29 protein-coding genes are annotated in these 25,976 nt (G+C 71.5%); 16 read left to right on the top strand and 13 right to left on the bottom strand.

The window, feature by feature from the left end:
• The 5 genes from I0C86_RS28130 to I0C86_RS28110 all read right to left on the bottom strand — a co-directional run.
• A partial coding sequence (locus tag I0C86_RS28130) for a multicopper oxidase family protein (RefSeq protein ID WP_196204316.1) occupies window positions 1-1,041 on the bottom strand: 1,041 nt, incomplete at its 3' end.
• On the bottom strand, window positions 1,038-1,244 hold the full coding sequence (locus tag I0C86_RS28125) for a hypothetical protein (RefSeq protein ID WP_196204315.1): 207 nt from the start codon (window positions 1,242-1,244) through the stop codon (window positions 1,038-1,040). The genes I0C86_RS28125 and I0C86_RS28130, both read right to left, overlap by 4 nt.
• A gap of 189 nt (window positions 1,245-1,433) precedes the next feature.
• Entirely contained in the window at window positions 1,434-2,192 is a 759-nt protein-coding gene (locus I0C86_RS28120) for an SRPBCC family protein (RefSeq protein ID WP_323373883.1), read from the bottom strand.
• Between the two features lie 160 nt (window positions 2,193-2,352).
• A complete protein-coding gene (locus tag I0C86_RS28115) occupies window positions 2,353-2,961 on the bottom strand; it encodes an ArsR/SmtB family transcription factor (RefSeq protein ID WP_196204314.1) in 609 nt (202 codons plus the stop codon).
• A 76-nt stretch (window positions 2,962-3,037) separates the two neighbouring features.
• The gene (locus I0C86_RS28110; RefSeq protein ID WP_196204313.1) at window positions 3,038-3,883 is read right to left on the bottom strand and encodes an NAD-dependent epimerase/dehydratase family protein; all 846 of its coding nucleotides are present in this window, start codon (window positions 3,881-3,883) and stop codon (window positions 3,038-3,040) included.
• 301 nt (window positions 3,884-4,184) lie between these two features.
• Between I0C86_RS28110 and I0C86_RS28105 the strand changes: the two genes are divergently transcribed.
• The 5 genes from I0C86_RS28105 to I0C86_RS28085 all read left to right on the top strand — a co-directional run bounded on the left by I0C86_RS28105 (window position 4,185) and on the right by I0C86_RS28085 (window position 9,383).
• Window positions 4,185-4,529, top strand: coding sequence for a YciI family protein (locus I0C86_RS28105; RefSeq protein ID WP_196204312.1), 345 nt, complete (start codon window positions 4,185-4,187; stop codon window positions 4,527-4,529).
• 624 nt (window positions 4,530-5,153) lie between these two features.
• Window positions 5,154-6,557 carry an endo-1,4-beta-xylanase gene (locus tag I0C86_RS28100; RefSeq protein WP_196204311.1) on the top strand — a complete coding sequence of 468 codons (1,404 nt, stop codon included), beginning with the start codon at window positions 5,154-5,156 and terminating at the stop codon, window positions 6,555-6,557.
• A gap of 227 nt (window positions 6,558-6,784) precedes the next feature.
• Window positions 6,785-8,425, top strand: coding sequence for an alpha/beta hydrolase (locus tag I0C86_RS28095; RefSeq protein ID WP_196204310.1), 1,641 nt, complete (start codon window positions 6,785-6,787; stop codon window positions 8,423-8,425).
• A gap of 151 nt (window positions 8,426-8,576) precedes the next feature.
• Window positions 8,577-9,038 (top strand): hypothetical protein, encoded by a 462-nt coding sequence (locus I0C86_RS28090; protein WP_196204309.1) that lies wholly within the window; start codon window positions 8,577-8,579, stop codon window positions 9,036-9,038.
• A 117-nt stretch (window positions 9,039-9,155) separates the two neighbouring features.
• The gene (locus tag I0C86_RS28085; protein WP_196204308.1) at window positions 9,156-9,383 is read left to right on the top strand and encodes a hypothetical protein; all 228 of its coding nucleotides are present in this window, start codon (window positions 9,156-9,158) and stop codon (window positions 9,381-9,383) included.
• Window positions 9,384-9,396: 13 nt separating this feature from the next.
• Here I0C86_RS28085 and I0C86_RS28080 read toward each other — a convergent pair whose 3' ends face one another.
• The 3 genes from I0C86_RS28080 to I0C86_RS28070 all read right to left on the bottom strand — a co-directional run bounded on the left by I0C86_RS28080 (window position 9,397) and on the right by I0C86_RS28070 (window position 12,116).
• A complete protein-coding gene (locus I0C86_RS28080) occupies window positions 9,397-10,017 on the bottom strand; it encodes a DedA family protein (protein WP_196204307.1) in 621 nt (206 codons plus the stop codon).
• Between the two features lie 138 nt (window positions 10,018-10,155).
• The gene (locus tag I0C86_RS28075; protein WP_196204306.1) at window positions 10,156-10,659 is read right to left on the bottom strand and encodes an NUDIX domain-containing protein; all 504 of its coding nucleotides are present in this window, start codon (window positions 10,657-10,659) and stop codon (window positions 10,156-10,158) included.
• A 47-nt stretch (window positions 10,660-10,706) separates the two neighbouring features.
• The gene (locus I0C86_RS28070; RefSeq protein WP_230394917.1) at window positions 10,707-12,116 is read right to left on the bottom strand and encodes an MFS transporter; all 1,410 of its coding nucleotides are present in this window, start codon (window positions 12,114-12,116) and stop codon (window positions 10,707-10,709) included.
• A 65-nt stretch (window positions 12,117-12,181) separates the two neighbouring features.
• Here I0C86_RS28070 and I0C86_RS28065 point away from each other — a divergent pair, with 65 nt between their 5' ends.
• The 7 genes from I0C86_RS28065 (at window position 12,182) to I0C86_RS28035 (ending at window position 19,688) form a co-directional block, all read left to right on the top strand.
• A complete protein-coding gene (locus I0C86_RS28065; protein ID WP_196204305.1) occupies window positions 12,182-12,703 on the top strand; it encodes a winged helix-turn-helix transcriptional regulator in 522 nt (173 codons plus the stop codon).
• Window positions 12,704-12,836: 133 nt separating this feature from the next.
• A complete protein-coding gene (locus tag I0C86_RS28060; protein WP_196204304.1) occupies window positions 12,837-13,883 on the top strand; it encodes an L-dopachrome tautomerase-related protein in 1,047 nt (348 codons plus the stop codon).
• Window positions 13,884-14,077: 194 nt separating this feature from the next.
• Window positions 14,078-15,334 (top strand): sensor histidine kinase, encoded by a 1,257-nt coding sequence (locus I0C86_RS28055; protein WP_230394916.1) that lies wholly within the window; start codon window positions 14,078-14,080, stop codon window positions 15,332-15,334.
• Window positions 15,324-16,478: a hypothetical protein gene (locus I0C86_RS28050; RefSeq protein WP_196204303.1), complete on the top strand. Its 1,155-nt coding sequence runs from the start codon at window positions 15,324-15,326 to the stop codon at window positions 16,476-16,478. Before I0C86_RS28055 ends, I0C86_RS28050 begins: the two co-directional genes overlap by 11 nt.
• Window positions 16,451-17,134 (top strand): response regulator, encoded by a 684-nt coding sequence (locus I0C86_RS28045; protein WP_196204302.1) that lies wholly within the window; start codon window positions 16,451-16,453, stop codon window positions 17,132-17,134. Before I0C86_RS28050 ends, I0C86_RS28045 begins: the two co-directional genes overlap by 28 nt.
• Before the next feature lie 161 nt (window positions 17,135-17,295).
• Window positions 17,296-18,312: a hypothetical protein gene (locus tag I0C86_RS28040; protein WP_196204301.1), complete on the top strand. Its 1,017-nt coding sequence runs from the start codon at window positions 17,296-17,298 to the stop codon at window positions 18,310-18,312.
• A gap of 167 nt (window positions 18,313-18,479) precedes the next feature.
• A complete protein-coding gene (locus I0C86_RS28035; protein WP_196204300.1) occupies window positions 18,480-19,688 on the top strand; it encodes an AI-2E family transporter in 1,209 nt (402 codons plus the stop codon).
• 134 nt (window positions 19,689-19,822) lie between these two features.
• Here the strand turns inward: I0C86_RS28035 and I0C86_RS28030 are convergent, their stop codons facing one another.
• Window positions 19,823-20,449, bottom strand: a complete 627-nt coding sequence (locus tag I0C86_RS28030; protein ID WP_196204299.1) for an NADPH-dependent F420 reductase — start codon at window positions 20,447-20,449, stop codon at window positions 19,823-19,825.
• A 129-nt stretch (window positions 20,450-20,578) separates the two neighbouring features.
• Between I0C86_RS28030 and I0C86_RS28025 the strand changes: the two genes are divergently transcribed.
• Window positions 20,579-21,469: a helix-turn-helix domain-containing protein gene (locus I0C86_RS28025; protein WP_196204298.1), complete on the top strand. Its 891-nt coding sequence runs from the start codon at window positions 20,579-20,581 to the stop codon at window positions 21,467-21,469.
• A gap of 49 nt (window positions 21,470-21,518) precedes the next feature.
• Window positions 21,519-21,929 (top strand): VOC family protein, encoded by a 411-nt coding sequence (locus I0C86_RS28020; protein ID WP_196204297.1) that lies wholly within the window; start codon window positions 21,519-21,521, stop codon window positions 21,927-21,929.
• 114 nt (window positions 21,930-22,043) lie between these two features.
• On the opposite strand, the gene I0C86_RS28015 is transcribed toward I0C86_RS28020, so the two are convergent.
• From I0C86_RS28015 to I0C86_RS28005, 3 genes are all read right to left on the bottom strand, one after another.
• Window positions 22,044-22,499 (bottom strand): nuclear transport factor 2 family protein, encoded by a 456-nt coding sequence (locus I0C86_RS28015; protein WP_196204296.1) that lies wholly within the window; start codon window positions 22,497-22,499, stop codon window positions 22,044-22,046.
• Between the two features lie 37 nt (window positions 22,500-22,536).
• Window positions 22,537-23,340: a helix-turn-helix transcriptional regulator gene (locus I0C86_RS28010; RefSeq protein WP_196204295.1), complete on the bottom strand. Its 804-nt coding sequence runs from the start codon at window positions 23,338-23,340 to the stop codon at window positions 22,537-22,539.
• 118 nt (window positions 23,341-23,458) lie between these two features.
• On the bottom strand, window positions 23,459-23,983 hold the full coding sequence (locus tag I0C86_RS28005) for a hypothetical protein (protein WP_196204294.1): 525 nt from the start codon (window positions 23,981-23,983) through the stop codon (window positions 23,459-23,461).
• A 96-nt stretch (window positions 23,984-24,079) separates the two neighbouring features.
• Between I0C86_RS28005 and I0C86_RS28000 the strand changes: the two genes are divergently transcribed.
• Both I0C86_RS28000 and I0C86_RS27995 read left to right on the top strand, forming a co-directional pair.
• Window positions 24,080-24,463, top strand: a complete 384-nt coding sequence (locus I0C86_RS28000) for a VOC family protein (RefSeq protein ID WP_196204293.1) — start codon at window positions 24,080-24,082, stop codon at window positions 24,461-24,463.
• Window positions 24,464-24,470: 7 nt separating this feature from the next.
• Complete coding sequence (locus I0C86_RS27995; RefSeq protein WP_323373882.1) at window positions 24,471-24,764, top strand: DUF1905 domain-containing protein; 294 nt, start codon at window positions 24,471-24,473, stop codon at window positions 24,762-24,764.
• Here the strand turns inward: I0C86_RS27995 and I0C86_RS27990 are convergent.
• Window positions 24,761-25,976, bottom strand: a 1,216-nt coding sequence (locus I0C86_RS27990; protein WP_196204292.1) for a hypothetical protein, incomplete at its 5' end; no start/stop codon positions are given. The genes I0C86_RS27995 and I0C86_RS27990 overlap by 4 nt on opposite strands.

Genomic DNA, 25,976 nt, shown 5'->3' with positions numbered 1-25,976 from the left:
GGCCGGCACGATCTTCACCAGGTCGAAGGTGTCGTCGCCACCGGCCAGCCGTCGGGTGAGCCGGTTCCCGCCGAGCGGTGGTGGAAAGCTCCGCAGCACGACCTCCTCGGCGGCCCGGAACGGTACGACGATCTCGGCGCGCTCGCCGGGCGACAGCATCAGCCGGCGCGTGGGCAGCGGCGTCTCCCGCAGTCCGGCCTCGGTGGCCACCAGGAGGAACTCCCGGTCGTCGGTGAAGCCGACCGAGAAGATCCGGGCGTTCGCGCCGTTGAGCAGCCGGAACCGGACAAGATCGGTGGTGACGTCGAGGTACGGGTCGTAGCCGCCGTTGACCAGGATCCGGTCGCCGAGCAGCCCGGTGACGGCGAGCCCACCGAAGCCGAGGTCGGACATGTCGAGCGAGCCGTCGCCGTGGAACTTCCGGTCCTGGAGGATCAGCGGGATGTCGTCGATGCCGTACCGGTTCGGCAGCGGCAGCGCGTCGGTCTCGTCGTCGTCCACCAGGAACAGCCCGGCGATGCCCCGGTAGACGTGTGCGGCCGTGCTCCGGTGCAGGTGCGGGTGGTACCAGAGGGTCGCCGCGCGCTGCTCCACGGTCCAGTACGGCCGCCAGACTCCGCCCGGTGTGATCGGCTGGTGCGGCCCGCCGTCCATCACCGCCGGCAGGTGCATGCCGTGCCAGTGCACGGACGTGCTCTCGGGCAGGTCGTTCGCGACGTCGACCGCCACCCGGTCGCCGCGGCGGACCCGGAGGGTCGGCCCGAGGATCGATCCGTTGGCCCCCCAGGTCGCGGTGCTGGTGCCGGGAAGCAGTTCGGTACGGCCGGCGGTGAGGGCGAGCCGGAACCGTTTCCGGCCGTCCGCGTCGACGGTCGGGGGAAGCAGCGGCGGGATCGGCAGGCGGTTGCGGAACGACAGCGTTCCGAGGTTGCCGCGTCCGGTCTCCGCCCACAGGTAGCCGCCGATTCCCGTGGCCGGGGCCAGGACCAGGACGCCGGTGGCGGCGAGCCATCGCAGCACGGTACGTCGCCGGGTGTTCATCGCCGGCTCCGCCGCCGCCGACCCAGCACCACCAGTACGACGCCGATGCCGATCACCCACCAGCCGAACAGCGCCTCGGGCATCGACACGAACCCGGGGTCGTCCAGCCACACCCCGAGCGGAACGAAGAACAGGCCGAGGTTGAAGGCGAGTCCGACCATCGCCACGACGATCCCGGACCAGAGCAGAGGTCTTTCGGTCATGCCGGGACGTTATGCAGGCCGGATGGGTCGGGTCGTCCGCCGGAGGAAGTCGGATTCGGTACTCCAACCGGTGTACGACCCTGACGCGTCCCTGGGGGGACGGCACCGGTCCCGGTGGCGAGTGCGCCGGGTCCCGGCGGTCGGAACCGGCCCTTCCGCGCGGGGCGGACGGGCCGGTTCCGGCTGGCGTCAGCCGATCGGCAGGCGGGTGACCCACTCCTGCCAGGCCTGCTCGGCCTGCGCCGGATCCTGGTCGTCGGCGAAGAGGTGGTGGCCGAGCACCAGGGCGTTGCCCCGGTCCGTTCCGGAGTGGAGGAACCGGTAGAGCGCGTCGGAGGTGCGCACCCCGAAGTAGGTGGGCAGGCAGGCGAGGTCGACCACGCCGTCGATCGGCGGCAGCCCGTCGACGTGGAGCCGGGCCGAAGTGCCCTCGGCGAGAGTGCCGGAGATGCCGAACGCCGAGGTCACGGCCGCCCATACCTGGTCGGGGTCGCCGGCACCGGGTCGGAACGCGGCGACCGGCGCGCCGGACCGGCCGGGAAAGTGCGTCAGGTACGCCGCCAGGGTGGACAGGTACATGGTCCAGCCGGCCTGCATCGCCTCGTACTCGGTCTCCCAGTTGTCGCCGAGGACTCCGCTCTGCACCAGGCGTAGTACGGTGCTGCCCTGGTCACGTCCCTCGATGAGGTATTCCATGGCCATGAAGGTCCCGTCCGGCCCGGGGTCGGAGCGGAATGCGAACCGCTTGGCCGGCTCCCATCCGGTCACCGTCGTCTGCTCGGTGTAGCCGGCCATGCTGAAACTGCCCCGGCTCCCCTCGCCCGGCGTCACCTCGGTGTGGCCCATGAACCAGGAGTCGATGCCGGGGCCGGTGGCGATGGCCTCCCACACCTGCTCCGGAGTCGCCTCCAGCTCGATGTCCTTGTGCATCTCGAACTTCTGTCGCACTGTGACTTTCTCCAGTTTCGTATCTTCGGCGGCGCCGACCCGGCGTCCGGTGCTGCTCGTTCGTCGGGTGCTGCTCGGTCGTCGGCTGCCCGCCGTTCGTCGGATGCTGTTCGGTCGTCGGGTGCTAGTCGGTCGTCGGGTGCTGCTCGGTCGTCGGGTGCTAGTCGGTCGGTGCGCTGTTGTCGGTGCCGGGGGCGACGTTCGGGTGCAGGGCGATCACCACCCGGTGCTCGCGGCCACCCGGCGCCGACTCGTCGTGGTACCTGCCGACCAGGGTGCTGAGCGTCGCGGCCAGTTCCTCGGCGAAGGCGGCCCGGTCGGTCGCGGAGGCGAACCGCACCTGGGCGTCGATCGCGAACGTCGCGACCCGCTTCTTGGCCCGGTCCGCGCCGGTGATCAGGGAGCCGACGTCCTGGACGAGTCGGGCGGCGACCGCCAGCAGCCAGCGCGCCGACAGCCGGTCCGGCGGCTGGGCCGACAGCGGCCGGACGGCGGAGAGGGCGATCGGCGAGATGACGTACGACGCGGCGGTGGCCCGCATCACCCGCTCGGTGACGTTGCCCTTGCGTCGCTCCTCGACCAGCTCGATCAGCCCGTGCTGCTCCAGCGCCCGAAGGTGGTAGTTGACCTTCTGTCGGGCCAGCCCGACCCGGGCGGCGAGCATCGTTGCCGATGCGGGCTCGGCGAGTTCGGCGAGCAGGCGGGCCCGCATCGGGTCCAACGACGCCTCGGCCGCCGCAGGGTCCTCGATCACTGCGATGTCGTGCATGGTCCCAGCGTGTCACCGACAAGAGATGTTGTCAAGGAAACTGGAACTGTCGGTGCACCAGGCGCCGGCCCGGTGATCAGCGAACCGGGCCGCGCTCGTCGTGGCTCCAGCCGAGCAGCCGTTCGGCTTTCGTGCAGTCGAACAATCCCTGGTTGCCTGGCAGGTCAGCCCGGATCGGCACCTCCGGATAGTGCTCCCGGCACAGCTCCACGGTGGGCCTGGGGTGCCGGGTCCGCGGGGCCACGACGTAGAAGACCTCGTGGCCGGTGAAGCCGGCGGTGAGGGCGAGCAGGCAGGCCCGGGCCGCCGGCCGGGACAGGGTGTAACCCCACAGGTCCCGGATGGCGAAGTCGGAGTGCACCCGGTTCGGCGGACTCACCGGCAGGGTGGCCAGGACGGCGTGAAGACGCAGACTCGCGATCGTCAGGTTGTCGTACCGGCGGGCGAAGTTGTCCGCCTGGGCCTCCACGATCCACTTCGACAGGCTGTACGGATCCTCGTTGTAGCTGGGGTGCCGCTCGTCCAGTGGGAAGTAGTCGAAGCGGGGGTTCCGGCTGTATCCGCCGCCGATGGCGTTGACGCTGGAGGCCAGACAGATCCGCCCGATCCCGAGTTCGACGGCGGCCCGCAGTGCGTTGTAGCTGGCGGTCACGTTCTCGTTGTGCACCACATGGTCCGCCTGGTCCCACGGCTTCGGATGGGCGGCGAGGTGCACGAGGGCCTCGCAACCGGCCAGCGCCCGCAGCAGTTCGGGATACGCGGTGACGTCGGCGGGCCGGCGTACCAGGTTGGGCGGTGGCTCGGCGGCGGCAGCCGCGACCGCCGGTCGGTCGATCTCCACGACCGTGTGCCCCTCGGCCAACGCCAGCCGGACCACGGCCTGCCCGACCTTCCCTGCGCCGCCGGTCACCGCTATCCGCATCTCACCACTCCCCGTTCCGTGCTCCGACGGTCGTCGGTGTCACCGTCCACCGTGGGCACGTGGCGGGGGCGTGACACCCCGTCGAAGCCCACCTCACGGTACGCGCGCCGGCACTCGATCGGGTCGACGGGCCGTCGTCGTGCCGGGCGGAGCCGCCGCATCTCCTCGACCGGGTTCGGGCCGGCGATGCGGAAGAATCAGTGTCGGGGCCAGGAAGTCCGAGTGCCGGAGTCGTCCGATCCAGCGGCACCGCTCGTCGTCATCCTGTGCGGCGGCAATGGAACGATACGGAGGAATCGACATGAGGTACATGTTCCTGGTCTACCTCGACGCGACCGCGCCGGACTCCGACCAGGCGGAGATCGATGCCTACTGGGCGTACGACAAGGCGCTCGACGATGTCGGGGCGCTGATCGTCAGCAACGCGCTCCAGGGGACCGGGACCGCGACCACGGTGCGGGTCGGCGCGGACGGCACCCGTACCGTGACGGACGGACCATTCGCCGAGACCCGCGAGATCCTCGGCGGCTACTACCTGGTCGACCTGCCCGACCTCGACTCGGCGGTCGAGTGGGCCGCCCGCTGTCCCGGCGCGTTGAACGGCAAGATCGAGGTTCGACCGGTCCTGGAGTTCGAGGAACCCTGACCGGGGCGGGCAGCCGACCGCCGGGGGGATCGACCTGGTGGGCAAACGAGCCGGAAAGGGCATTCCTGCGATGCCTGCTCGGCGGCCGCCGAGCAGAGCAGTGGTCGGCTCGACCTGGCTGGCTCGGCGCCTTTCCTGGTCCTATACCGCTGTTCGCCCATGGTGGACCGATGACCGCCGATGTGCAGTGTTTTCGGAAAGTTTCGCCGAGTCACACTCCGTCAACATGATCGTGATTTTTGGTTACCGACAGGGCCTGACCAGGCATTGAGTGCCGGGGTGCGAAACGGTACGAGTTTCGCCAGGCCCATAGACATACCGCGATGCATCGATGCGGCTAGAGTGTCTCTCATTGAAGTTTCGGAATGTTTCCGTTAACATTTCAGAATCGAAAGCTGTCGATGTCAGACGGTAAGGTACCCACCTCAAGCCGGACACCGCTCCGGCGGTCGGCGCCGGGTGCCGGGCCACGCCATGGCTGTACCGACGGCCACGACCGCGGACACCGCCTGCCGAGCCGTTCCCACGGCGGGCGGTAGCTCGATACACACCCCACCATCAGCATCAGGAACCGAGAGGCAACAAGCCATGAGTAGCGAAACCGTCCACGACAGATGGCGCCCGATGGCGAGACGAGGACCGCGCACCGCGCTGGTCTCGCTCGCGGTCGGCGTCCTCGCCGCCGGTGTGGCGATCACCTTCGCCCCCTCCGCCAACGCCGCGACGACGCTCGGTGCGTCGGCGGCGGAGCGAGGCCGTTACTTCGGCACGGCGGTGGCCGTGAACAAGCTCAACGACAGCGCGTACACCACGATCCTGAACCGCGAGTTCAACAGCGTGACGGCCGAGAACGAGATGAAGCAGGACGCTCTCGAGCCGAACCAGAACCAGTTCAACTACACCAATGCCGACCGGCTCGTCAGCCACGCGCGCAGCCGGAACATGCAGGTCCGCGGCCACACCCTGGCCTGGCACCAGCAGCAACCGGGCTGGATGCAGAACATGAGCGGCAGCGCCCTGCGTAACGCCATGATCAACCACATCACCCAGGTCGCCACCCACTTCCGGGGTCAGGTCGTTGCCTGGGACGTCGTGAACGAGGCGTTCGACGACGGCAACAGCGGTGCGCGACGGGACTCCAACCTCCAGCGCACCGGCAACGACTGGATCGAGGCCGCCTTCCGGGCCGCGGACGCCGCCGACCCGAACGCCAAGCTCTGCTACAACGACTACAACACGGACAACTGGAGCTGGGCCAAGACCCAGGCCGTCTACCGGATGGTCCAGGACTTCAAGTCCCGCGGCGTGCCGATCGACTGCGTCGGCTTCCAGTCCCACTTCAACAGCGGGTCCCCGTACCCGAGCAACTACCGGACCACGCTGTCCAGCTTCGCCGCGCTCGGCGTCGACGTACAGATCACCGAACTCGACATCGAGGGCTCCGGCAGCACCCAGGCGAACGCCTACCGCAACGTGGTCAACGACTGCCTCGCCGTCGCGCGTTGCAACGGGATCACCGTCTGGGGCATCCGGGACACCGACTCGTGGCGGGCCAGCGGCACCCCGCTGCTCTTCGACGGCAACGGCAACAAGAAGGCCGCGTACGACTCGGTGCTCTCCGCCCTGAACGACGGCACCACGCCCACCCTGCCGCCGACGACCCCGCCGACCAGCGGACCGACCGGCAACCCGACCAACCCCCCGACCAACCCACCGACGACCACGCCCGGCGGCACCACCGGCTGTACGGCCTCGGTGTCGCTGAACTCCTGGACCGGCGGTTTCGTGGCCACGGTACGGGTGACAGCCGGCTCGTCGGGCACCAACGGCTGGTCGGTGGGCATGACGCTGCCGTCCGGCGCCACGGTCACCAACGCCTGGAACGCCCAACGCAGCGGCAACAGTGGCGCGGTCTCCTTCACCAACGTGGCCTACAACGGCCGGATCGCCGCCGGACAGTCGACCGAGTTCGGTTTCCAGGGCTCCGGCAGCGGAACGGGAATGACGCCTACCTGTACCGCCAGCTGACCCACGCGACACCCACGTACGGCCCGGGTGCGGAGGACCAGAACGGTCCTCCGCACCCTTCGTCGGCGTGCCGGCGCGTCGTAAGGGAGACCTCCCAGCAGTCGGAGCGCCATGCTCAGGGTCATCCCGGAGATCACCCCGGCACCGGTGGCGGTTCCCTCTCACCGGGCCAGGTCCGTGCTCGAATGTGCGGCAGCTCATCCATCATGGAATGGAGTTGCCCCTTCATGCGAATACCAATCCGGGTTGCGGTCGGCGTGGGAACAGTCGTCGTGGTCCTGCTCGGTTCCACCGCCGCGGCGGCCGCCTCCGTCGGCGACGGAACCAGTCGGGCGGCCCAGATCGGACCGAACGGTTGGCGGGCCCATTCCGTCGACTGGACGGCCTGTCCCGATCATCCGAACGAGGCCGGCCTCCGGTGCGCCACACTCGACCTGCCGATCGACTGGGATCGACCGAATGGGGCGACCTTTCCGCTGGCGATAACCAGGCGGGCCGCGGGCGATCCCCGGGCCCGAATCGGCCCGCTGGTGTTCGGCACAGGCGGCCCCGGCCTGTCCGGGGTTGATCACGTCGCCAAAGCCGGTCAGCACCTCAGCCCGGAGATCCTCCGACGGTTCGACGTCATCGGCTTCGACGCCCGCGGCGTGGCCCGGAGCAACCCAGCGGTCTGCTCCAGCTCGCTACTCGCCCAGCAACCTCTTCCCGTACCGGCCGACGAGGCGGGGTACGCCCGGTGGACCGCCTTCAGCCAGCGGCTCTACGACGACTGCCGGTCACGCACCGGCCCGCTGTTCGACCACCTCGACACGGGAAGTGTGGCGCGCGACGTGGACGCCGTCCGGGCCGCTCTCGGCGAGCGGCGGATCAGTTTCTACGGCGTGTCCTACGGCACGCTGCTCGGCCAGGCGTACGCGGAGCGTTTTCCGGACCGGATCCGGGCGATGGCGCTGGACAGCGTCATGGACCACAGCGTGGGGACCACGGCGTTCCTGCGCGACCAGGCGGCCAGTGTCGAGGACTCGTTCGACGAGTTCGTCGCGTGGTGCGGCCGGGCCAGGTCCTGCGCGCTGCATGGCCGGGACGTCGGTGCCGGCTACGACGACCTGATGCGCAGGGCCGAGGCCGGTACCTTGGTCGATCCGGGGCGCGGCACCGAGCTGTCGTGGTTCGACCTGAGCGGCAGGACGTTCCGCTACCTCTACGGGCCCGACTGGCCCGGTCTGGCCGGATGGCTGGACGTCCTCGACAGGTCGACACCGCCGCCCACCGGCGGTGCGTCGACGACACTCGGGGCCGGGGCGGCGCTTCCGGGACCAGCCACGGCGAAGGCGTCCGGCCCGTCCGTGACCGATGAGACGATCCAGCACCCCTTCCCGGTGTTCTGCCAGGACTGGTCGCTGCCCGTGAAGGGCCTCGCCGAACTGACCCGGTACCTGGACCTGTCCAGGGCAGCCGCTCCCCATCTGCGGGTGGCGGCGGGCGCGATCGAGCCGGCGATGTTCTGCGCCGGTTGGGACGGCGAGGTGCACAGCCCGCAGCACCGGCTGCGGGTCGGCACCTCAGTGCCGTTGTTACTGATCAATTCCCGTCACGATCCGGCCACCCCGCACCGCTGGGCGGTGAACGCCGCCGAGCAGCTGGGCCGTAAGGGTCGGCTCGTCAGCTACGAGGGCGCCGGACACGGCGCCTACCTGCGTACGCCCTGCACCGTCGGCCACGTCGACAGGTATCTGATCGACCGGAGGCTCCCTCCGGTCGGCGCCGCCTGCGGAGCCCTGGCACCACCGGAGCGGCCGACCGCCGTGGACCGGGACACGTTGTCCGTCCCAGCCGCCGGCCCCACCTGGTCGGGCACCCGCCCCTGATCGTCCGGGGCGGTGCGAGAGGCCGGACGCCGGTCCCTCGCACCGCCCCCGGCTGGGGCAGGGCGCCGACCGGGTGCGGTTTCCCGGCCCCGCCCCGGGGTAGCCCTGGCACGAGCGCGGCGGGGAGTCGCCGGCGGGGGAAGGAGTCGAGGTGACCGACCCAGGACGGCGGCACGGCGTCGCGTCAGCGGTGGTGCGCGGCGGCGCCCGTGGCGGGGTCGCCGCGATGGCCATGTCCGGCTTCCGCCAGGTGACCACCGCCCTGGAACTCGTACAGCGGACCCCACCCGAGTCGGTGCTGCTGCAGACCGCGCCGAACCTGTTCCGGCGGGTGCCGGTAGGTCGACGCCAGGCCCTGGTCGAACTCGTCCACTGGACCTACGGCGCCGCCGGCGGGGTGCTGTTCGGGCTGCTGCCCCGGCGGATCCGCCGGCAGAGCTGGATCGGCCCGGTGTACGGCTTCGCCTTCTGGGCCGTGTTCGAGGCCGGTGTCTCCCCGGTTCTCGGCATCGACCAGCGCCGGCACGGGGTCCGGGAGCAACTGGCCCTGCTCGCCGACCACCTGTTGTACGGAACGGTGGTGGCCGCCGCGCCCTGGCCACACGCGGACTGACCCCTGACCCCTGGCACCCGGACTGACCCCTGACCCGGGGACTGACCTGCACGGCGTCGGGCCTAACGCCCGTGGAAAGGGGTAGCCGGAGCGAACGCTCAAGGAAGGGGAACCAGCATGGGTAAGATCCACGGCCACGCCGACAACATCGTCTACGACCTGGTCTCGATCCAGTACCACGCCCTCAAGGGCGGTCAGGTGTACGAGCAGTACAAGAGCGACGCCGAGGGTCACGACGACATCCGGCAGTTCATCGAGCGCATCCAGCGCGAGGACATCGACCGGGCCCAACGCGCACAGGAGTTGCTGGCAATGATCAGCAATGTTCCGGTCGGCGTCCGCTGACCCGTCTGTCGCGCTACCGCCGTGCGTCCCGGTGACGTCGGTGCCGGCGGATCGCCCACCAGACCACCAGTCCGGTCACCACAAGTGCGGCGACGCCGGCGCCGGCCTCGCCGACATGGTCCTCCAGCCGGCGCCAGGAGGCTCCGGCCAGATACCCGAGCAGAACGACGGTGGTCGCCCAGGCCGCGCCGCCGAGAGCGTTGAAGAGCAGGAACCGCCGGTACGGCATCCGGTTCATTCCGGCCAGCGCCGGTACGAGGGTCCGTAGCACCCCGACCCACCGGCCGAGCAGTACCGCCAGCGGTCCGTGCCGGGCGATGAACTGCTCCGCGCGGGCCCAGCGCCGCTCGCCCACCCAGCGGCCGGGCCGACTGCGTCGCAGCGGGTCGCCGGTCCACCGGCCGATCTCGTATCCGACGCTGTCACCGGCGATGGCGGCGACGGTCGAGACGATGACCATCGCCGGAAGGTTGACATGGCCGGTGGCGGCGAGCGCGCCGCCGAGCAGCAGGGCGGTCTCGCCCGGTAGGAACAACCCGATGAACGCGGCGGACTCCCCGAAGGCGAGGGCGCCGACCACCAGCAGCGCGGGCCAGCCGGAGAGGGCGGCGAGGGTGTCGACGAGGCCGTCCAACCCGGCCGCCCGTCAGCCGGCGCCGGCCAGCCGGCGACATGCGGGCTTTCCGGCCGTTGCGAGATCCACCTGGTCATCGTGCCCGAGACGATGGCGCGAAACGCCGGAAATGCCGGACCTGGCGCCCGGGACGGCCGGTCAGGTGGAGTCCGGCGTTCCGTCCCGGAGTTGACCGGTGGCCCCGAGTTGACCGGTGGCCCGGAGCACGGCTCCGGCGAAGCGGCTCAGCGGCAGGTCGAACAACTCCCGCCGGTCGAACCAGCGCACCTCGCTGAGTTCGTCGCCATCGGCCAGCGGGGTCCCGGCGACGATCTCGGCCTCGTACACGGCGGTGACGTACGCGACCCGGTCGCCGTGCGGATAGCTGACCTCGTAGTCCCGGCCACCCAGCACGTCGAGGAGTCGACGCAACCGGATCTCGACCCCGATCTCCTCACGGGCTTCCCGGACGGCCGCCTCGGCGGGCGACTCTCCGAACTCGACCGCACCGCCCACCAGCCCCCACCCGTCGTGGTGTCCGCGATGCCGTACCAGCAGCAGCCGGTCCGCCTCGTCCACCGGCAGCACCGAGGCGGAGGGAAGAAGCAGCAACTCGGACCCGACGGCGGCCCGCAGCCGGGCTATGTGCGGCGGAACAGGCATACCCGCAACCGTAGACCGCCGGCAACCCTCATCGCCCGAACCCGGGTTCAGGGCGCGGGTACCGCCTCGCGGCCGCGCTGGGTGGCGGCGAGGACGGCACCGAGTACGGCGAGGACCGCGCCCGCGCCCATCGCCACGTCGGCCGGGTCGCCGAGCCGAACGCCGCCGGACGCGACGGAGACGACCAGGGCCAGCCCGAGCGCCGAACCGACGTACCGGGCGGTGTTGCTGGCGCCGGATCCCATCGCGATGTGGTCGGACGGCACGCTCTCGACCGCCAACCTGGCCAGCGTCGCGTTCAACACGCCGCTGCCGATGCCGGCCACGAAGAGTCCGGGTAACGCCCGCAGCCAGGTGCCCGACGCCACCAGGCCGAGCAGTGCGAGATCACCGGCCGCCGCGAGCAGCAGACCGAGCACGAGCAGCCCCCACAGCGCCCGGCCGACACCGAACCGACGCATCTGCAACGAGACGACGAACGACGTACCGGCCCAGACGGCGAAGACTCCGGCGGTCAGCAGCGGACCCAGTCCCATCGTCCGTTGCAACAGCGTGGGCAGGAAGCTCATCGGGCCGATCACCGCCAGCCCGGTACTGAGGCCGCCGAGGATGGAGAGCCGGAACATGGGTGAGCGGAACAGGGCGAGTTCCAGCATCGGCTGGCGCCCCCGGTGCTCGACCAGGACGAACGCCCCCAGCAGCAGTACGCCGATCGCCAGTGGGATTCCGACGCCGGGCCGCAGCCAGCCGCTCCGCGCGGCGGTGAACGCGACGAGCAGCAGGGTCAACCCGACCGCCAGGGTCGCGGTGCCCGACCAGTCGATCCGGCGCGACCGGGTCGACCGGGACTCGGCCAGGGTACGGTTGCCGAGCAGCGCGACGCCGGTGGCGGCCACCGCCGCCAGCACGTAGTACGCCCGCCAGCCGGCAACCTCGGTCAGACCCGCCGAGGCGACCGGGCCCAGCGCGATTCCGGCGCCGAGCGTGGCACCCCAGCGGCCGGTGGCCTTCGCCCGGGCCGGCCCCGAGCCGAAGGCGTGCCCGAGCAGTCCGAGTCCGGCCGCGATGATCGCCGCGCTCGCGGCGCCCTGGACCACCCGGGCTGCGGTGAAGAGCACCGGCTCCTGGGCCACGGCGCAGCCGACGCTGCCGAGGGCCAGCAGGGCGGTACCGGCGGCGAAGACGCGTCGCCGGCCGTGGTTGTCCGCGACGCTCCCGACGACCAGCAGCGTCGCCGCGAGGCCGAGCGCGATCCCGTTGAGCAACCAGACCTGTGCCCCGGGCCCGGCACCGAGACCGGCCGCGGTCTGTGGCAGCACGATCATCGGCGCGGTGTAGGTCATCAGGGCCAGCAGGGTGCCCGCGCAGACCACGAGCAGCGTCGCGAGGTCCCGTCGGGATTCGGCCCGGTGGCCGGGCGCGGCCGCCAGCACCGCCATCTCCACCTCCAAGTTCAATCAGCGAACCAGCAGCCTACCAGGTAAGTTCACTGACCGAACTGACTGCGGGGTAGCATCGACGCGTGGCCCTAGGAAAGAACTACGAGCGTCAGGACTGCTCGTTCGCCCGCGCGCTGGAGCTGCTGGGCGAACGCTGGACGCTGCTCCTGGTCCGGGACGCCTTCTACGGCGTACGCCGCTACGCCGACTTCCTCGCCCACCTGGACATCCCCCGGGCGGTGCTGGCCGAACGGCTCCGCACCCTGACCGAGGCCGGAGTGCTGAGCCGGCACCGCTACTCGGACTCACCACCCCGCGACGAGTACCTGCTGACCGATCGCGGCCGGGAGTTGTGGAGCGTCTTCTACCCACTGGTCCAGTGGGGCGAGCGGCACCTCTCGACCGCCGGCCCCCGGCGGCTGTTCGCACACGCCGCCTGTGACGAACTCCTCGACCCGACCGGCGCCTGCCGGCGGTGCGGTCGGCTCGCCCCGCCGGAGGAGGTCGAGGTACGCCCAGGACCGGGCGACCAGTCCGACCTGCGCGACGACCCGGTGACCGAGGCGCTGCGCCGGCCACACCGACTGCTCGAACCGCTGCTCTGACGTCCCGCCGCCCCGACCGCCCCCGACCGGACCCGCGCAATGGCCGTCGGCATCGGGCGGAACGGGGCCAGATCAGCGGCAACGTGGTGGAAACGGCGGTTTTGGCCGGTTGCCCGAGGATAGGCTCGGCGACGTGCGCGCCAGCATCGACGAGGATCCCCGGCTGCGCCCGGTGACCGCCGCGGACCGGGTCTGGACCGGCGTGACCACCACCGGCGACGGCCGGGTGTTCGTGAGTTTCCCCTCCGCCGACGGCCCCGGTGTCCAGGTCGGGGAGGTCGTCTCCGACGGCCGGATCGCCCCCTTCCCCGACGAGGCATGGAACGAGGTACGGGACGACCACGACCCGGACGGCGCCTTCGTACACGTCAACGGGCTACGGATCGGGCCGGACGGGAACCTCTGGATCATCGACGCGGGCAGTCCGGGGATCGGCCTGCCGGTCGTACCCGGCGGCCCCCGGCTGATCGTGGTCGACACCGACACCGCGACGGTCGTCCGGATCTACGATCTCGCTCCGGCGCTCCGGGACCGCAGCTACGTCGACGACCTCCGCTTCAACGGCCGGATGGGCTACCTGACCGACGCGGGCGCGCCCGGTCTGCTCGTACTGGACCTGGAGACCGGGACGTGCCGGCGGCTGCTCGACGGGCATCCCAGCACCGTCGCCCGCCGGCCGCTGCGGGCCGACGGGGAGATGCTGCTCGACGCGGACGGCCAGGAGCTGCGGATCCACGCCGACCAACTGGAAGTCTCGCCGGACGGGCGGTACCTCTACTACCAGCCCGCGTCGGGGCCGATGCACCGGATCGAGACCCGCTGCCTCGACGACCCGGCCATCCCGGCCGAGGTGGTGGCCGAGGGGGTCGAGCCCTGGGTGGACACCCCGACCACCGGCGGCACCGCGATCGACGCCGCCGGAGTGATCTACCTGAGCGATGTCGACCGCCGCCGGATCCTGACGATCGGGCTCGACCGGCGGATCGAGACGCTGGTCGCCGACCCCCGGCTGGTCTGGGGGGACGCGATGTGGCTCGACGGTACGGGTCAGCTCTGGATCCCGGCCGCCCAGCTCAACCGGACCCCGGGCCTGGCTGGCGGCCGGTCCGACGTCGACTACCCGGTCTGGGTCTACCGACTCGCGGTCAACGCGGTGCCGCCGCCGGGCGACCACAGCTGATTCCACCGGCCGCGGATCCGGTCACCTGATGCGATCCGCCAGAAACCGGCCGTTATGCCTCTGCTATTCTTCTGCTTCGATATGTAGGGGTACGGTCCAGTTCGGCGTGGCTCTGCCGTAGTGGAGACGTGGCACTGCTGTGACGGACTCGACGGGGAGGGTCGGGGCGTATGTCTGTCGTGCCCGCTGCCCGAATGCCGGAGCCCACGGAATCGTCCCGCCCGGAGCCCACCGAGTCGTCCCGGCCGGTGTCCACGGAGCCGTCCCCGCCACTGTCCACGGAGATGCCGGCGGCCAGCGCCCTCGGCTGGGTGTACACGGTGTTTCCGGCCGTGCTCAGGCTGACCTGCGGAGTCGCCTGCGCGGTGGCGGCGCTCGCGGTGCGTACCCCGCCGGTCTCCACTCCCCTGCTGATCCTCGTGGTGACCCTGCTGACCGGCTGGTCACTGCTGTTCGCCGGCTGGATGGTGTGGCGGAACGCCCGGGGCCTCGCGATGGCCGTCGACATCGGCCTGACCGTCGGCACCTGCCTGCTGATCCGGCACCTGGTGGCCAGCGAGGTGCTGCCCGGCGAGGTGAGCTGGGTGGCCATCCAGGCCAGCACCTCGGTCATCGTCGCCCAGTTCGTCCTGCCGCTGGGCTGGTCGGTGCCGGCCGGTCTGCTGGTGGCCGCCGCATACGGCCTGGGCGCGCACCTCGCCGGCAACGACGACGAGGCGATCGGCCACCTGGTCACCCTCACCGTGCAGACCGGCTGCACCGCCGCCCTCGCCAACGTGGCCCGGCGCAGCAGCCGGCTCGCCGACGCCGCGTTCGCCGGCTACCAGCAGGCCGTCGGAGCGGCCCTGAGCGCGCGAGCGGCCCGGGAGGCCGAACGCCAGCAGAACCGGGACCTGCACGACACCGTCCTGTCCACCCTGACCGTGGTCGGCCTCGGCGCGGTCGCCGGGCAGTCGCCGCTGCTACGCGACCGGGCCGCCTCCGACCTGCGTACCCTCGCCGCGCTGGCCGGCAGCCGGGGACCGGCGTACGGGTCGATGCCCGGTACCGAGCCGCTCGGCGGAGGTCGGATCGTCTCCCTCGACCAACGGCTGCGCGTACTCCTGCGCCGGCTGCCGGAGCTGCGTGCACAGGTGGCGCTGGAGCCGTGCGAGGTACCCGCGCCGGTCGCCGAGGCGGTGGCGCACAGTGCCGCCGAGGCACTGTCCAATGTGCTGCGGCACGCGCCGGGCGCCACCACCTCGGTACGGCTGACCCGGGTCGGCAACACGGTGTCGGTCGAGGTGTTCGACGACGGCCCCGGCTTCGATCCGGAGACGGTACCGCGGCACCGCTACGGCATCCGCGAGTCCGTACACGGCCGGATGGCGACGGTCGGCGGCCGGGCCGAGGTCGACTCCGCGCCCGGACGAGGCACCCGGATCCGGCTGGAGTGGTCCGATGTCGACTGAGCTGGCCGGGCACCCCGCCGGCGCGTTCGCCACCACCGTGGAACGGGGACCACGGATCGCGGCGGTCGTCATCGCCTTCGGTTGGCACGTCGTCATCAACCTTCCGGCCATGCTCGCGCAGTGGCCCGACTACCGGCGGCCCTGGGTCGTCGGTGCCGGCTGGCTGATCTTCACCGTGGTCGGGCTGATCGCCGCCGCGAACCTGCTGTACGGCACTCCGGCGCCGGCATGGCCACTGATCGGGGTGCTGCTCCTGGTCGACGTGGCGGTCTTCGCCAGCACCCCGGCGTCGGCGCTGTTCGACTCCGCGAACTTCGGCTGGGCCACGCTCGGCTGGTTCGTCGTACTCCTGCTCTGGGGTCGCCGGATTCCGGCGCTGGTCGCGGTGCTGGCGGTCGGCGCGGCCATCGCGCTGGTCGCGGTGCTGTTCGTCCGGGGCGGCGACCCGGCCGACCTGAGCCGGTACGCGATGTACGTGTACGGCACCGCGACACTGCCCGTCGCGATGATGATCGCGGTGAACCTGCTCGGCGCCCTGGCCGGCAGTACCGCCCGCGCGGCAGCCGCCCGGACGGCGATCGAGACCGAGCGGGCCGCCGCCGGTCGGGTCCACCGGGCCCGCCGGGACCGGTTGGCGGCACTCGACCGGACCGCCGGCGCGATCCTGGTCGAACTGGCCGAAGGGCGGGCGGATCCGGCGGACCCGGTGGTCCAGCGACGGTGTGCGTTGGAGGCGTCCCGGCTGCGCCGGCTGATCGCCGAGTCCGACGACGTGCCGGACCCGCTGCTGCACGAGTTGCGGGCCTGCGTCGACGTCGTGGAACGCAACGGCGTACCTGTCGACTTCGTGGCCGTGGGCACCCTTCCGGCGCTTCCGGTGGAGATCCGCCGGCAGCTCGCCGAACCACTCACCACGACCCTGGCCGCCGCGACCCGGTGGGCCCGGCTGACCGTGGTGGGCCAGCCGGAGGAGGTCGTGGTGAGTCTGACCACGGCCGGCACGTCAGCCATGGCCCCCGAGCCGGCCAGCGGCGTCGGTGACACCATCGGCAGGCCCGGCGGTGACCCGTCCGGCGGCAGGATCGAGTACGTCTACGAGGAGAACGAGGAACTGGTATGGGTGCAGACCCGGTGGCGGGCGTGACCCCGGAAGGATCGCGCATCACGGTCGCGATCGTCGACGACCACCCCGTGGTCATCGAGGGAATCCGCTCGTGGCTGGCCACCGAGTCCCGATTGGCGGTGGTCGCGACGGGCGAGGACCCGGACGCGGTGCTCGGTGCCGGCCAGCCGGCGGCCGACGTGATCCTGCTCGACCTGCGGCTGCACGGTCGGATGGTGATCGACAAGGTCGCCGAGCTCAGCGGCGCCGGACGGCGGGTCGTGGTCTACTCCGAGCACACCGACTCCGACACCATCCTGGCCGTCCTCGACGCGGGCGCGGTCGCCTTCCTGGCCAAGCACGAGGGACGGGAACACTGCGTACAGACCGTCCTCGCGGCGGCGAGCGATCGTCCGTACGTGCCTCCGGCGCTGGCCGGTGCGATCGTCGGTGACCGGCGATCCGGCCGCCCCGTACTGTCCGACAAGGAACGCGAGGCGCTGCTGCTCTGGTTCCAGTCCATGTCGAAGGCGTCCGTGGCGCGGCGGATGAACATCAGCGAACACACCGTCAAGCAGTACGTCGACCGGGCCCGCATCAAGTACGCCCGAGCCGGTCGGCCTGCGGCGACCAAGGCCGCACTGCTCGCCAGGGCGATCGAGGACGGCCTCGTCCGGGCCGACGAGATAGGAAACTAGAAGATTCGTAGTGCCGGCGCCGCCGGTAGATCCCCCCGGCATCGCCCATCGGTCGCCCCCCGGATCAGCCGAGCGTCCGACCCCCCAACAACCGTCGTGACAGGCGATCCGAAGTCCGCCAGCCTATTGGATAAGACGTCCCGAAACGGGAGGCCCCCGCAATGACCGAGAACGCGTCCCCGTTCTTCATCCGGCCCTACCGCTTCGATGACCCGGACCCCGACGACACCTACTTCCCCCGCCTCGACTGGCGCCGCCGACTCCAGCTGGACACCGACGAGCAGGTGTTGTGGCAGGACCAGATCGAGGTCGCCGGGTACCTGCTCACCTCCGGCGGCGGTGTCGACGAACTGGCCTGGACCCTGCCCCGACAGGCCGAGGTCGTGGTCACGGACCGACGGCTGACGTACGTCTGCGCGGACTGCCACATCGGACCCGCGCCGGGATTCCGGGCGGACCCGCGGCACCGGCGCCGCACCGGTCCGGTCGGCACCCGGGTGGTGACCGGCCAGATCCGTTGGCAGTGGCCGTCCGCGCTCCGGATCGTCCCGTCGACGACCGGGACCGACGGCGCACCCTGGCGGGACGGTGCCGAACATCTGCTCGTGGTCTGCGACGCGGTCCGGGCCACCGGCCGGCCCGCCCTCGCACTCTCCGGAGGTCCGCTCGGATCGGCACCGGACCTCCGGCGGCTGACCACCGTCATCCGGCGAGCGGTGGCCGGATTCCGACTCGCCAACCCGGCCATGGTGGAACTCGCCCCACCGGAGTGGGACGCACTGCTCGCCCGGGCCGGGCTGGCACTCTTCGCCGAGGCCCTCGCCGATCCCCGCCGCGGCATCGACCTGCCCGGCGCGCTGCCGGTCGAGTTCGCCCACCGGGACGACTACTACCGTCGGTCGTTGCGGCGCCGCAACGCGCCCACCCCGAGCCGAAGTGTCGGGGCGCCCGGTGCGAACTCGCCGACGCCGGGGGCGAACTCCTCGATGCCGGGGGCGAACTCCTCGATGCCGGGGGCGAACTCCTCGATGCCGGGGACGAACTCCTCGGCGCCCGGGGCGAACTCGCCGACGCCGAATCGGAACCAGTCGCCGTCGACCCGGAACGCGTCGGCACCGAGCCGGCTCAGCGCCGCGCAGAGCCGCTGGTCGGAACGGCAGCCCGGCTCCGCCTCCTGACCCGACACCGCACGCCCCGCCAACCGCCGGGCACCGCCACGCGGTGACCCGGACATCCGGACCTGCGCCGGCCACCACCCGCCGAACCGGCGACATCGGCCCAAGCCGGCAGGTGTCGCCAGGGCGCCAACCGGGTACCCGGGGACGCCGACGTCGAGGAGGCGGACATGGACAAGCCGGCCGACCGGTCGAACGGGTACGGCCGACCTCTGGACCGTCTCCCCTGGCTACTGCGCTGGGTCGTGCTGGCCAGCGCCTGCCTGCTCATCGTCACCGCCGGGGCGTACGTCCTCGCGCAGATCGCGACCCGGCTCGCCCCGCTGTCCATCGCGCTCGCCGCCACCCTGTTCCTGGCCGCGCTGCTCGACCCGATCTCCAGCCGGCTCCGCCGGTACCGGGTGCCGCCCGCGCTCGCCGCGCTGGCCGCCCTGCTGCTGTTGCTGGGTCTGCTCGGCGGTGCCGTGCTGCTGATCTGGCGGCTGACCGCCGACCAGTTCTCCGACCTGGCCCAGCAACTCGACCAGGGGCTGGACCGGACCCGGGACTTCCTCACCTCGGCGCTGCCGGTCACCCGCGAGCAACTGGACCAGTGGGCCGAGCGGGTCCAGAGCGGGTTGCAGAAGTCCGCACCCGACCCGATCAGCGGCGCGGCCACCGTCGCCGAGGCGGCCGGCGGGCTCCTGCTCGTCCTGGTGCTGCTGTTCTTCCTGTTGAAGGACGGCCGCCCGATGTGGCGGTGGGTGCTGGGGTGGACCTCCGAGGGGACCCGCCGACGGACCGAGCTGGCTGGCCGCGCCGGCTGGCGTACGTTGGGCGCCTACACCCGGGGCACGATGATGATCGCCGCGATCGACGCGATCGGCATCGGGATCGCCCTGGTCGTGCTCCGGGTTCCGCTGGCCCTGCCGCTCACGGTGATCACCTTTCTCGGCGGCTTCGTGCCGATCATCGGTGCCACGGTCGCCGGCAGCATCGCGGTGCTCGTCGCGCTCGCCGCCAAGGGGCCGACCACCGCCCTGCTCGTACTGGCCGCGGTGATCGCGGTGCAACAGCTGGAGGGCAACCTCCTCGAACCACTGATCATGAAACGACAGGTCCGGCTACATCCCGTGGTAGTGCTGGTCGCGGTCACCGCCGGCACACTGCTCGGCGGCATCGTCGGCGCCTTCGTCTCGGTACCGATCACGGCGGTGATCTACAACGTGGTCAGCACCATCGCCACCGATCGCCGGTCCGGAGCCGCACCCGGCGCCGCCGACGGGTCGGACGGGAACTCCGACGCCACCGACGGGTCGGACGGCTCCGATCCCCGGGCTTCCGCTTCCGGGCCGGTGGCTCGGGACGACCCGGACGCGTCGGCGACACGCGGCGCGTAGGCCGGCCCAGCTTCAGGGTGCGCCGAGGTCCAGGCAGGGCGTGCCGAGGTCCAGGCAGGGCGTGCCGAGGTCCAGGCAGGGCGTGCCGATGTCCAGGCAGGGCGTGCCGATGTTCAGGCAGGGCGTGCCGATGTTCAGGGCGCGCCGAGCCGCTCGTGCAGTTCGCCGCCGGTCAGGTCGGCACCGTAGATCGGCGAGCCGGGCTGCTGCCGGCGCCCGTCGGCGAGTCCGCCGGCATCGACCGGCTCGAACCCGATCTGCTCGATCAGGTCGGAGACCCGCCGCTTCGCATCGACGTCGTCGCCGGAGACCGGCATGCCGTACCGCTGCATGGCGGAGGACTGCCGGCCGTACTCGCGCAGGTGGTCCCAGCGCATCGTGTTGAACGCCTTGACGACCCGGGCGCCGCCGAGGTGGCGCTGGAGCAGTTCGCTGGAGGTCGTCCGGTCCTCGTCGAGTTCGGGATAGTGCCCGTCCCGCTCCGGGTAGTAGTTCCCGGCATCGATCACGATCTTCCCGGACAGCGGATCGGCGGGCAGCCCGGCGTAGCGCCCGAACGGCACGGCGACCACCACCACGTCGCCGAACCGGGCCGCCTCCTCGACGGTGGCCGCGCGCACCTGTCCGTCCAGCTCGTCGACCAGGCCGCGAAGCGTCTCCGGTCCTCGGGAGTTGGCCACCGCCACCTCGTGGCCGGCCTTGCCGAACAGCCGGGCCAGCGTGCCACCGACGTGGCCGCTGCCGACGATGCCGATCCGCACGACCGTCCCCCTCCGACGTCCGGGCGGCTACCCGGGCAGACACCGGTCAAACGCCGGCACCCCCGATCGGCCCACCCGCCGCATAGGCTCGGGCAGTGCCGGGAGTCGCGCCGGCCGAGGAGGTGACGGATGGCGAGCGAGCCGAGTTCGCAGTTCGTCGCGCACCGGCCGGCTCCGGCGCTGCGCCCGTACCTCGCCAGGTACGTCGGATACCGGGAGGTGGGGATTCCGCCGGGCCGGCATCGTGGCCTGCCGTCGCCGTACCTGACGATGATCATCACCCTCGACGAGCCGCTCGTTCTGGCCGCCCATCCGGACCCGGCCGCCCCACCGGGCCGCTACGACACTCTCGTCGGCGGTCTGCACACGGCGCCCGCGCTGGTCGAACACGACGGGCGCCAGTCCGGCATCCAGTTGGCGCTGTCACCGCTCGGCGCACGAACGTTGCTCGGTCTGCCGGCCGGCGAACTGACCAACACCGATCTCGACGCCGGTACTCTGCTCGGCCCGTTCGCCGGGGAACTCCACGAACGGATCCGTACCGTCCGGACCTGGACCGAGCGGTTCGCGGTGCTGGACCGGCTGCTCCTGCGACGCCTGGACGTCGAGAGCCGTCCTCCCGCCGAACTGGGATGGGCCTGGCGACGGTTGCTGGAAACCGGCGGCGGCGTGTCGGTGTCGGAACTGGCCCGGGAGATCGGCTGGAGCTCCCGGTACCTGAGCCGGTGCTTCGGGGTGGAGATCGGGTTGAGTCCGAAGCGGGCCGCCCGGGTGGTGCGGTTCGACCGGGCCCGCCGGCTGCTCCAGCGCCGGGTCGAGGCCGGCCGGTTCGGCGGGCTGGCCGAGATCGCCGCCGCGACGGGCTACTACGACCAGGCACATCTCGACCGGGACTTCCGGGTCTTCGCCGGCTGCCCGCCGAGCCGCTGGCTCGCCGAGGAGGTGCGATCCGCCGAGGAGGTGCGATCCGCCGACAATCCGGTCGCCCCGGAGGAGTTCCCCGGACGTCCGGGCGCGTAGTTCCGAAACGTCCAAGCCGGCCGCCGCCGGGAGCGACAGACTCGACGGCATGACAGTCGATCCGCCACCTCCGCAGGTCTGGCCCACGCTCCGTGCCCGGGACGCCCGGGGACTGATCCGGTTCCTCGTCGATGCCTTCGGCTTCGAGGAGGTCATGGTCAGCGCCGAGGGTGACCTCGTACACCACGCCCAACTCCGCTGGCCGCCCGGCGGCGGGATCATGCTGGGTAGCGTCCGCGACGATCCGGAGGACCGGTGGCCGCTCCAGCCGGGGACCTTCGGCGGCTACGTGGTCACGGAGGACCCGGACGCGCTCTGTGCACGGGCGGTCGCGGCCGGCGCCGAACTGGTCCAGGAGGTACGGGACACCGACTACGGCTCACGCGACTTCCTGGTCCGGGATCCGGAGGGCAACCACTGGTCGTTCGGCACCTATCGGGGGGAGCCGTACCCGTCCTGACCGTCACCGGCCGTACCGATCCTCGCTGGCCGCCAGGTGTTCCGGCACCGATGATCCCGGACCGCGAGCGGGGCGGGGCGGACCAGCCGCCCCGCCCCGCTCCCCCCGTTACGACTACGCGGCGCTGTACGCCAGGCACCGCTCCAGTTGGACGCTGTCGTCGTGCCCCCAGTACTCGACGATCCGGTCGCCGTCGATCCGGATGATGTCGACTCCGGCGGTACTCCCGCAGGTCCGATGTGGACCGCCAACGGCTCCCCGACCATCGGCGTCGGCCCGGGTCCAGCGGCCGGCGATCAGATCCGGCCCGATGATGGGACCGACCTCGACGGTCAGCCGGGCGGCCGGACGGTCGGCGTGCCGCGCCAACACCCAGGAAACCAGCGCCGGCCGCCCGTCGAGATCCTCCGGGCCATCGACGGTCGGCGGCAGGTGGGCGGCCACCGTGGGAGCGAGGATCTCCCCGACGAGCGACGGGTCACCGTTGCGCAGCGCCATCCAGTTCATCCAGAGCATCGGCCGGAAGTCGACCGGGGCGAGGGCCGAGCTGTGGTTGGTGTTGATGGTCATCGCGAGAGTTCCTCCCGTGGGCGGTGGTCCGGCCCGGCTACCGGTCGTTCGGCAGCGGGGCCGATCTCGTCAGAACCATTCTCGACGGCGTCCCGGACACCATCCTGTCCGCTTTTATCGAGGAATCCGCACCTCCGGGCAGCTTGAGGCGGCTCGCCGGCAGGTCAAGTCCGGCCTGCCAGACCCGATCGATCGCCCGGCGTGGCGCGACCTCGTCGGTCGCCGCCGCCTGACGCATCCGGTCCAGCCGGAAACCCCGTACCTCCTGCCGGAGCCGGCACCAACCGACGAGGTACCACTGGCGGCCCGCGCCGAGCAGTTCCACCGGTTCGATGAGCCGGCGGGACGCCGTACCGTGCCGGTCGACGTACTCGATCGACAGCACGGTCCGGCTCAGCACCGCGTCTCCGGCGGTCCGCAGCACCTGACGGGCGGGTACGGGCTCCGATTCCGGCGCCGTGAGGCGGATCCGGTCGGCGACCTCGTGGACGGCCTCCATGTCGGCCCGCGACAGAACGGCGAGGATCTTGCAGAGCACCGAACGCGCCGCGTCGCGGAACGGCGTGTCGACCATCGTCTCCAACGCGACGGCGGCGGCGATCGCCTCGCGCGGGGTGATGTTGACCGGCGGAAGGGTGTAGGCCCGGTCCAGCGCGTATCCGCCGCGCCGCCCGAGTTCCGGATAGATGGGTACGCCGGACTCCTGGAGAGCACCGATGTCCCGCCGGATCGTGCGCGCGTCGACCTCGAAACGGTCGGCGAGCCAGCGTGCGTTGCGCGGTCTGGGTGCGACCGCCCGCAACTCTTCCACCAGGGCGTAAAGCCGATCGGTACGGTTCACCTGCCGACTCTATCGATGGGGTACGACGTTTCCCCCCGGTGCGGGCTGACGGACAAACCGTGAGGTTAGGGCAGGTCGGTTGCCCGAGCCGGCCGGCGTCACGCACTGGCGCAGGTCGCTAGCGGTGGGCTCGCCGTCGCGCCGCCCGGGACAGCGCCCAGACGTAGTACCACCTGCCGTCACGGATCGAGCGGAACTCGGACAGGCTCACACCGTCGACGAAAGGTAGGTCGATCTCCAGGACTGTACGGACCCACTCGCTCTGTACCGGCCTGACCCCGGACGCCTCGACAGCCTTGCGTCCGGTGACGAGGTAATCGACGAGTTCTCTCTGTTCGGCCCGGGTGCCGGCGTTCGGCCGCTTCCTGCCGACCACCTCCTCCCGGCTGGTGCAGTAGCTCGGCAGGTACCACACCAGACCGGCCCTGAGCAGTGGTTGCGCCTCCAGGATCCAGCCACCGAGCGCCGCGAGGTCGGGCGTCCTGATCCCGTAGAAGTCCTCGTCGTGGCGGTGGAAGGCCGAGCCGAAATGTGCCAGCGCCTCGGGGTCCACCGAATCGAGTTCGGAGCGGTACCTCCCGATCTCATGGTATTTCCCGCGCCACCCCTCGGAGAGCAGCAGGGTGTCGGAGACCAGGGCCACCCGCCTGGTGAGTGCGTCGGCACCACCGGCTCCGAATGCGGGCCGGTCCCGCCGTGCGGGACGACAGTGGCGTCCTGGCTCACGTACGTTGGCCCCATGGCGACTTACTGGACCCTGGGGTGCGATGCCGACGACCCTCAGCGACTCGCCGCCTTCTGGGCGTTCGCCCTCGGATATGTCAAGGAGCCTGGTTTCGACGAGCCCGACAACGCGTCGGTCGTGGACCCGGATGGCAAGGGGCCCGCGATTGCCTTCCTGAAGGTGCCCGAGGGCAAGTCGGCCAAGAACCGGATGCATGTCGACGTCCGGGTGGCGGGTCCGGGCCCATGGGACATGGCCGAGCGCGCACGGCTGATCCGGCAGAGGGTGCCCGAACTGGTAGCCGCTGGCGCGACGGTGGTCCGGGAGGAGCGGTACGGCGATGCCTTGGGGCACGTTGTCATGCAGGACCCCGAGGGCAACGAGTTCTGCGTGGCATGAGGCCGTCGTGATCGAGTGCGAGTTCGAGGGCGTGGTGTGGGAATGGCGAGGACCGTCCCCGTACCACTTTGTAACGGTGCCGCCCGAGTGCGCCGACATCGTGAGCCGGGTGGCGTCGGCGGTCACGTACGGCTGGGGCATGGTGCCCGTCGAGATTCGGCTCGGGCGGAGCCGGTGGCGGACCTCGTTGTTCCCCAAGGAGGGCGGCTACGTGCTGCCGCTGCGGGACTCGGTGCGCAAGAAAGAGAAGATCGCCCTCGACGACATCGTGCACGTCCGCCTGGTCGTGCTCGCGGACTAGCGACCGCAGGTCGTCGCGTCGGCGAGCCGCAGCACGATGTTCGCCAGCGCCGGGGTGCGGGTGTCCCGGGGATCGGTGAGGATCTCCGCCCAGAACCGGGCGTCCCGCGCGGCGTCGGAGTCCCCGGTCTCGTCGTACGCCCGGGCCAGCATGTTGAGGGTGGCCGCCCGCGCCGCCGGCATGCTCATCTCCTCGAAGGTTCCGGCGCAGTTCCGCAGCACCTCGACGGCCGCCGCCGCCCGCCCCTCACCGATCCAGCTCACCGCCAGGTCCCGGGCCAGACCGGTGGCCCACGGCCGGTCGCCCAACTGCACCGCCAGCTCGTGGCTCTGCTGGAGCCGGCGGACCGCCTCCGCGCGCCGGCCCAGGCAGACCGCCGCCGAGGCGAGGTGACGCAGCGCCGCCAGCAGCACGTACCGGTCGCCGACCGTCTGGAGCAGGTCGACCGCCCGCTGGGCGGCGGCGTACGCCAGGAACGGCTCGGCCCGCAGCAGCCGGGTCACCGCGAGGGCGTTCAGGCAACGGGCCGTCACTATCTCGGCGGCACCCAGCTCGCCGGCCTCGGCCACCGCCGCCTCGTCGACGTCGAGTGCCTCGTCGAGCCGGCCCAGCCCACGGTAGGCGGCGGACAGCACCGGAGCCGCCAGCAGGGCGCCGAGGGGGTCGCCCTCGGTCCGGAACAGCTCGGCCGCCCGCCGGGCCGTCCGCGCGGCGTCCTCGGCCTGGTTCTGGTAGTCGTACAGCACGGCCTGATCGCTGAGCAGACAGGCCAGTCCGTGCCGGTCGTCAAGCCGTTCGAACCGGGTCCGCCCGCTGCCCAACCGCTGCGCCGCGCCGGTCAGGTCGCCCCGGGCCATCCGCAGCACCCCGCTGAGGAACTCGGTACGCGCGATCGTCCGGTCGTCACCGATCCGCTCGGCGGACCGCCGCGCCAGGCGCTGCACGCCCTGCAACTTCGTCCAGTGCCCGTGTACCCAGAGGAACGGCGCGAGCCGTTCGGCAAGCACGATCGCCTCCCGGTCGGCGGCACAGTCCCGAGCCACCGCGATCATGGCGGTGAGAAAGTCGAGTTCGGTGGTGAGCCAGCCGACCGGGTCGGCGACGATCCGGTCGGCGAGGGCGTGGCCGGGCCGTACCGGATCGACCGGATCCTTCAGCCGGGCCCAGGTCAGGGTCCGGGGCAGTCGACGGGCGGCGGTCCCGGCCGTCGCG

Origin of the sequence: Plantactinospora alkalitolerans, from assembly GCF_015690345.1 — a bacterium.
Classification (GTDB): Bacteria; Actinomycetota; Actinomycetes; order Mycobacteriales; family Micromonosporaceae; genus Plantactinospora; species Plantactinospora alkalitolerans.
The sequence above is the reverse complement of the archived record's forward strand: the minus strand, read 5'-3'. Positions and strand labels throughout refer to the sequence as shown.

Bases quoted from the DNA above. Each gene is read 5' to 3' on its own strand.
- I0C86_RS28125 (WP_196204315.1), bottom strand. From the start codon at position 1,244: ATGACCGAAAGACCTCTGCTCTGGTCCGGGATCGTCGTGGCGATGGTC.
- I0C86_RS28115 (WP_196204314.1), bottom strand. From the start codon at position 2,961: ATGCACGACATCGCAGTGATCGAGGACCCTGCGGCGGCCGAGGCGTCG.
- I0C86_RS28110 (WP_196204313.1), bottom strand. From the start codon at position 3,883: ATGCGGATAGCGGTGACCGGCGGCGCAGGGAAGGTCGGGCAGGCCGTG.
- I0C86_RS28105 (WP_196204312.1), top strand. From the start codon at position 4,185: ATGAGGTACATGTTCCTGGTCTACCTCGACGCGACCGCGCCGGACTCC.
- I0C86_RS28100 (WP_196204311.1), top strand. From the start codon at position 5,154: ATGGCGAGACGAGGACCGCGCACCGCGCTGGTCTCGCTCGCGGTCGGC.
- I0C86_RS28095 (WP_196204310.1), top strand. From the start codon at position 6,785: ATGCGAATACCAATCCGGGTTGCGGTCGGCGTGGGAACAGTCGTCGTG.
- I0C86_RS28085 (WP_196204308.1), top strand. From the start codon at position 9,156: ATGGGTAAGATCCACGGCCACGCCGACAACATCGTCTACGACCTGGTC.
- I0C86_RS28075 (WP_196204306.1), bottom strand. From the start codon at position 10,659: ATGCCTGTTCCGCCGCACATAGCCCGGCTGCGGGCCGCCGTCGGGTCC.
- I0C86_RS28055 (WP_230394916.1), top strand. From the start codon at position 14,078: ATGCCGGAGCCCACGGAATCGTCCCGCCCGGAGCCCACCGAGTCGTCC.
- I0C86_RS28050 (WP_196204303.1), top strand. From the start codon at position 15,324: ATGTCGACTGAGCTGGCCGGGCACCCCGCCGGCGCGTTCGCCACCACC.
- I0C86_RS28045 (WP_196204302.1), top strand. From the start codon at position 16,451: ATGGGTGCAGACCCGGTGGCGGGCGTGACCCCGGAAGGATCGCGCATC.
- I0C86_RS28040 (WP_196204301.1), top strand. From the start codon at position 17,296: ATGACCGAGAACGCGTCCCCGTTCTTCATCCGGCCCTACCGCTTCGAT.
- I0C86_RS28035 (WP_196204300.1), top strand. From the start codon at position 18,480: ATGGACAAGCCGGCCGACCGGTCGAACGGGTACGGCCGACCTCTGGAC.
- I0C86_RS28025 (WP_196204298.1), top strand. From the start codon at position 20,579: ATGGCGAGCGAGCCGAGTTCGCAGTTCGTCGCGCACCGGCCGGCTCCG.
- I0C86_RS28020 (WP_196204297.1), top strand. From the start codon at position 21,519: ATGACAGTCGATCCGCCACCTCCGCAGGTCTGGCCCACGCTCCGTGCC.
- I0C86_RS28015 (WP_196204296.1), bottom strand. From the start codon at position 22,499: ATGACCATCAACACCAACCACAGCTCGGCCCTCGCCCCGGTCGACTTC.
- I0C86_RS28000 (WP_196204293.1), top strand. From the start codon at position 24,080: ATGGCGACTTACTGGACCCTGGGGTGCGATGCCGACGACCCTCAGCGA.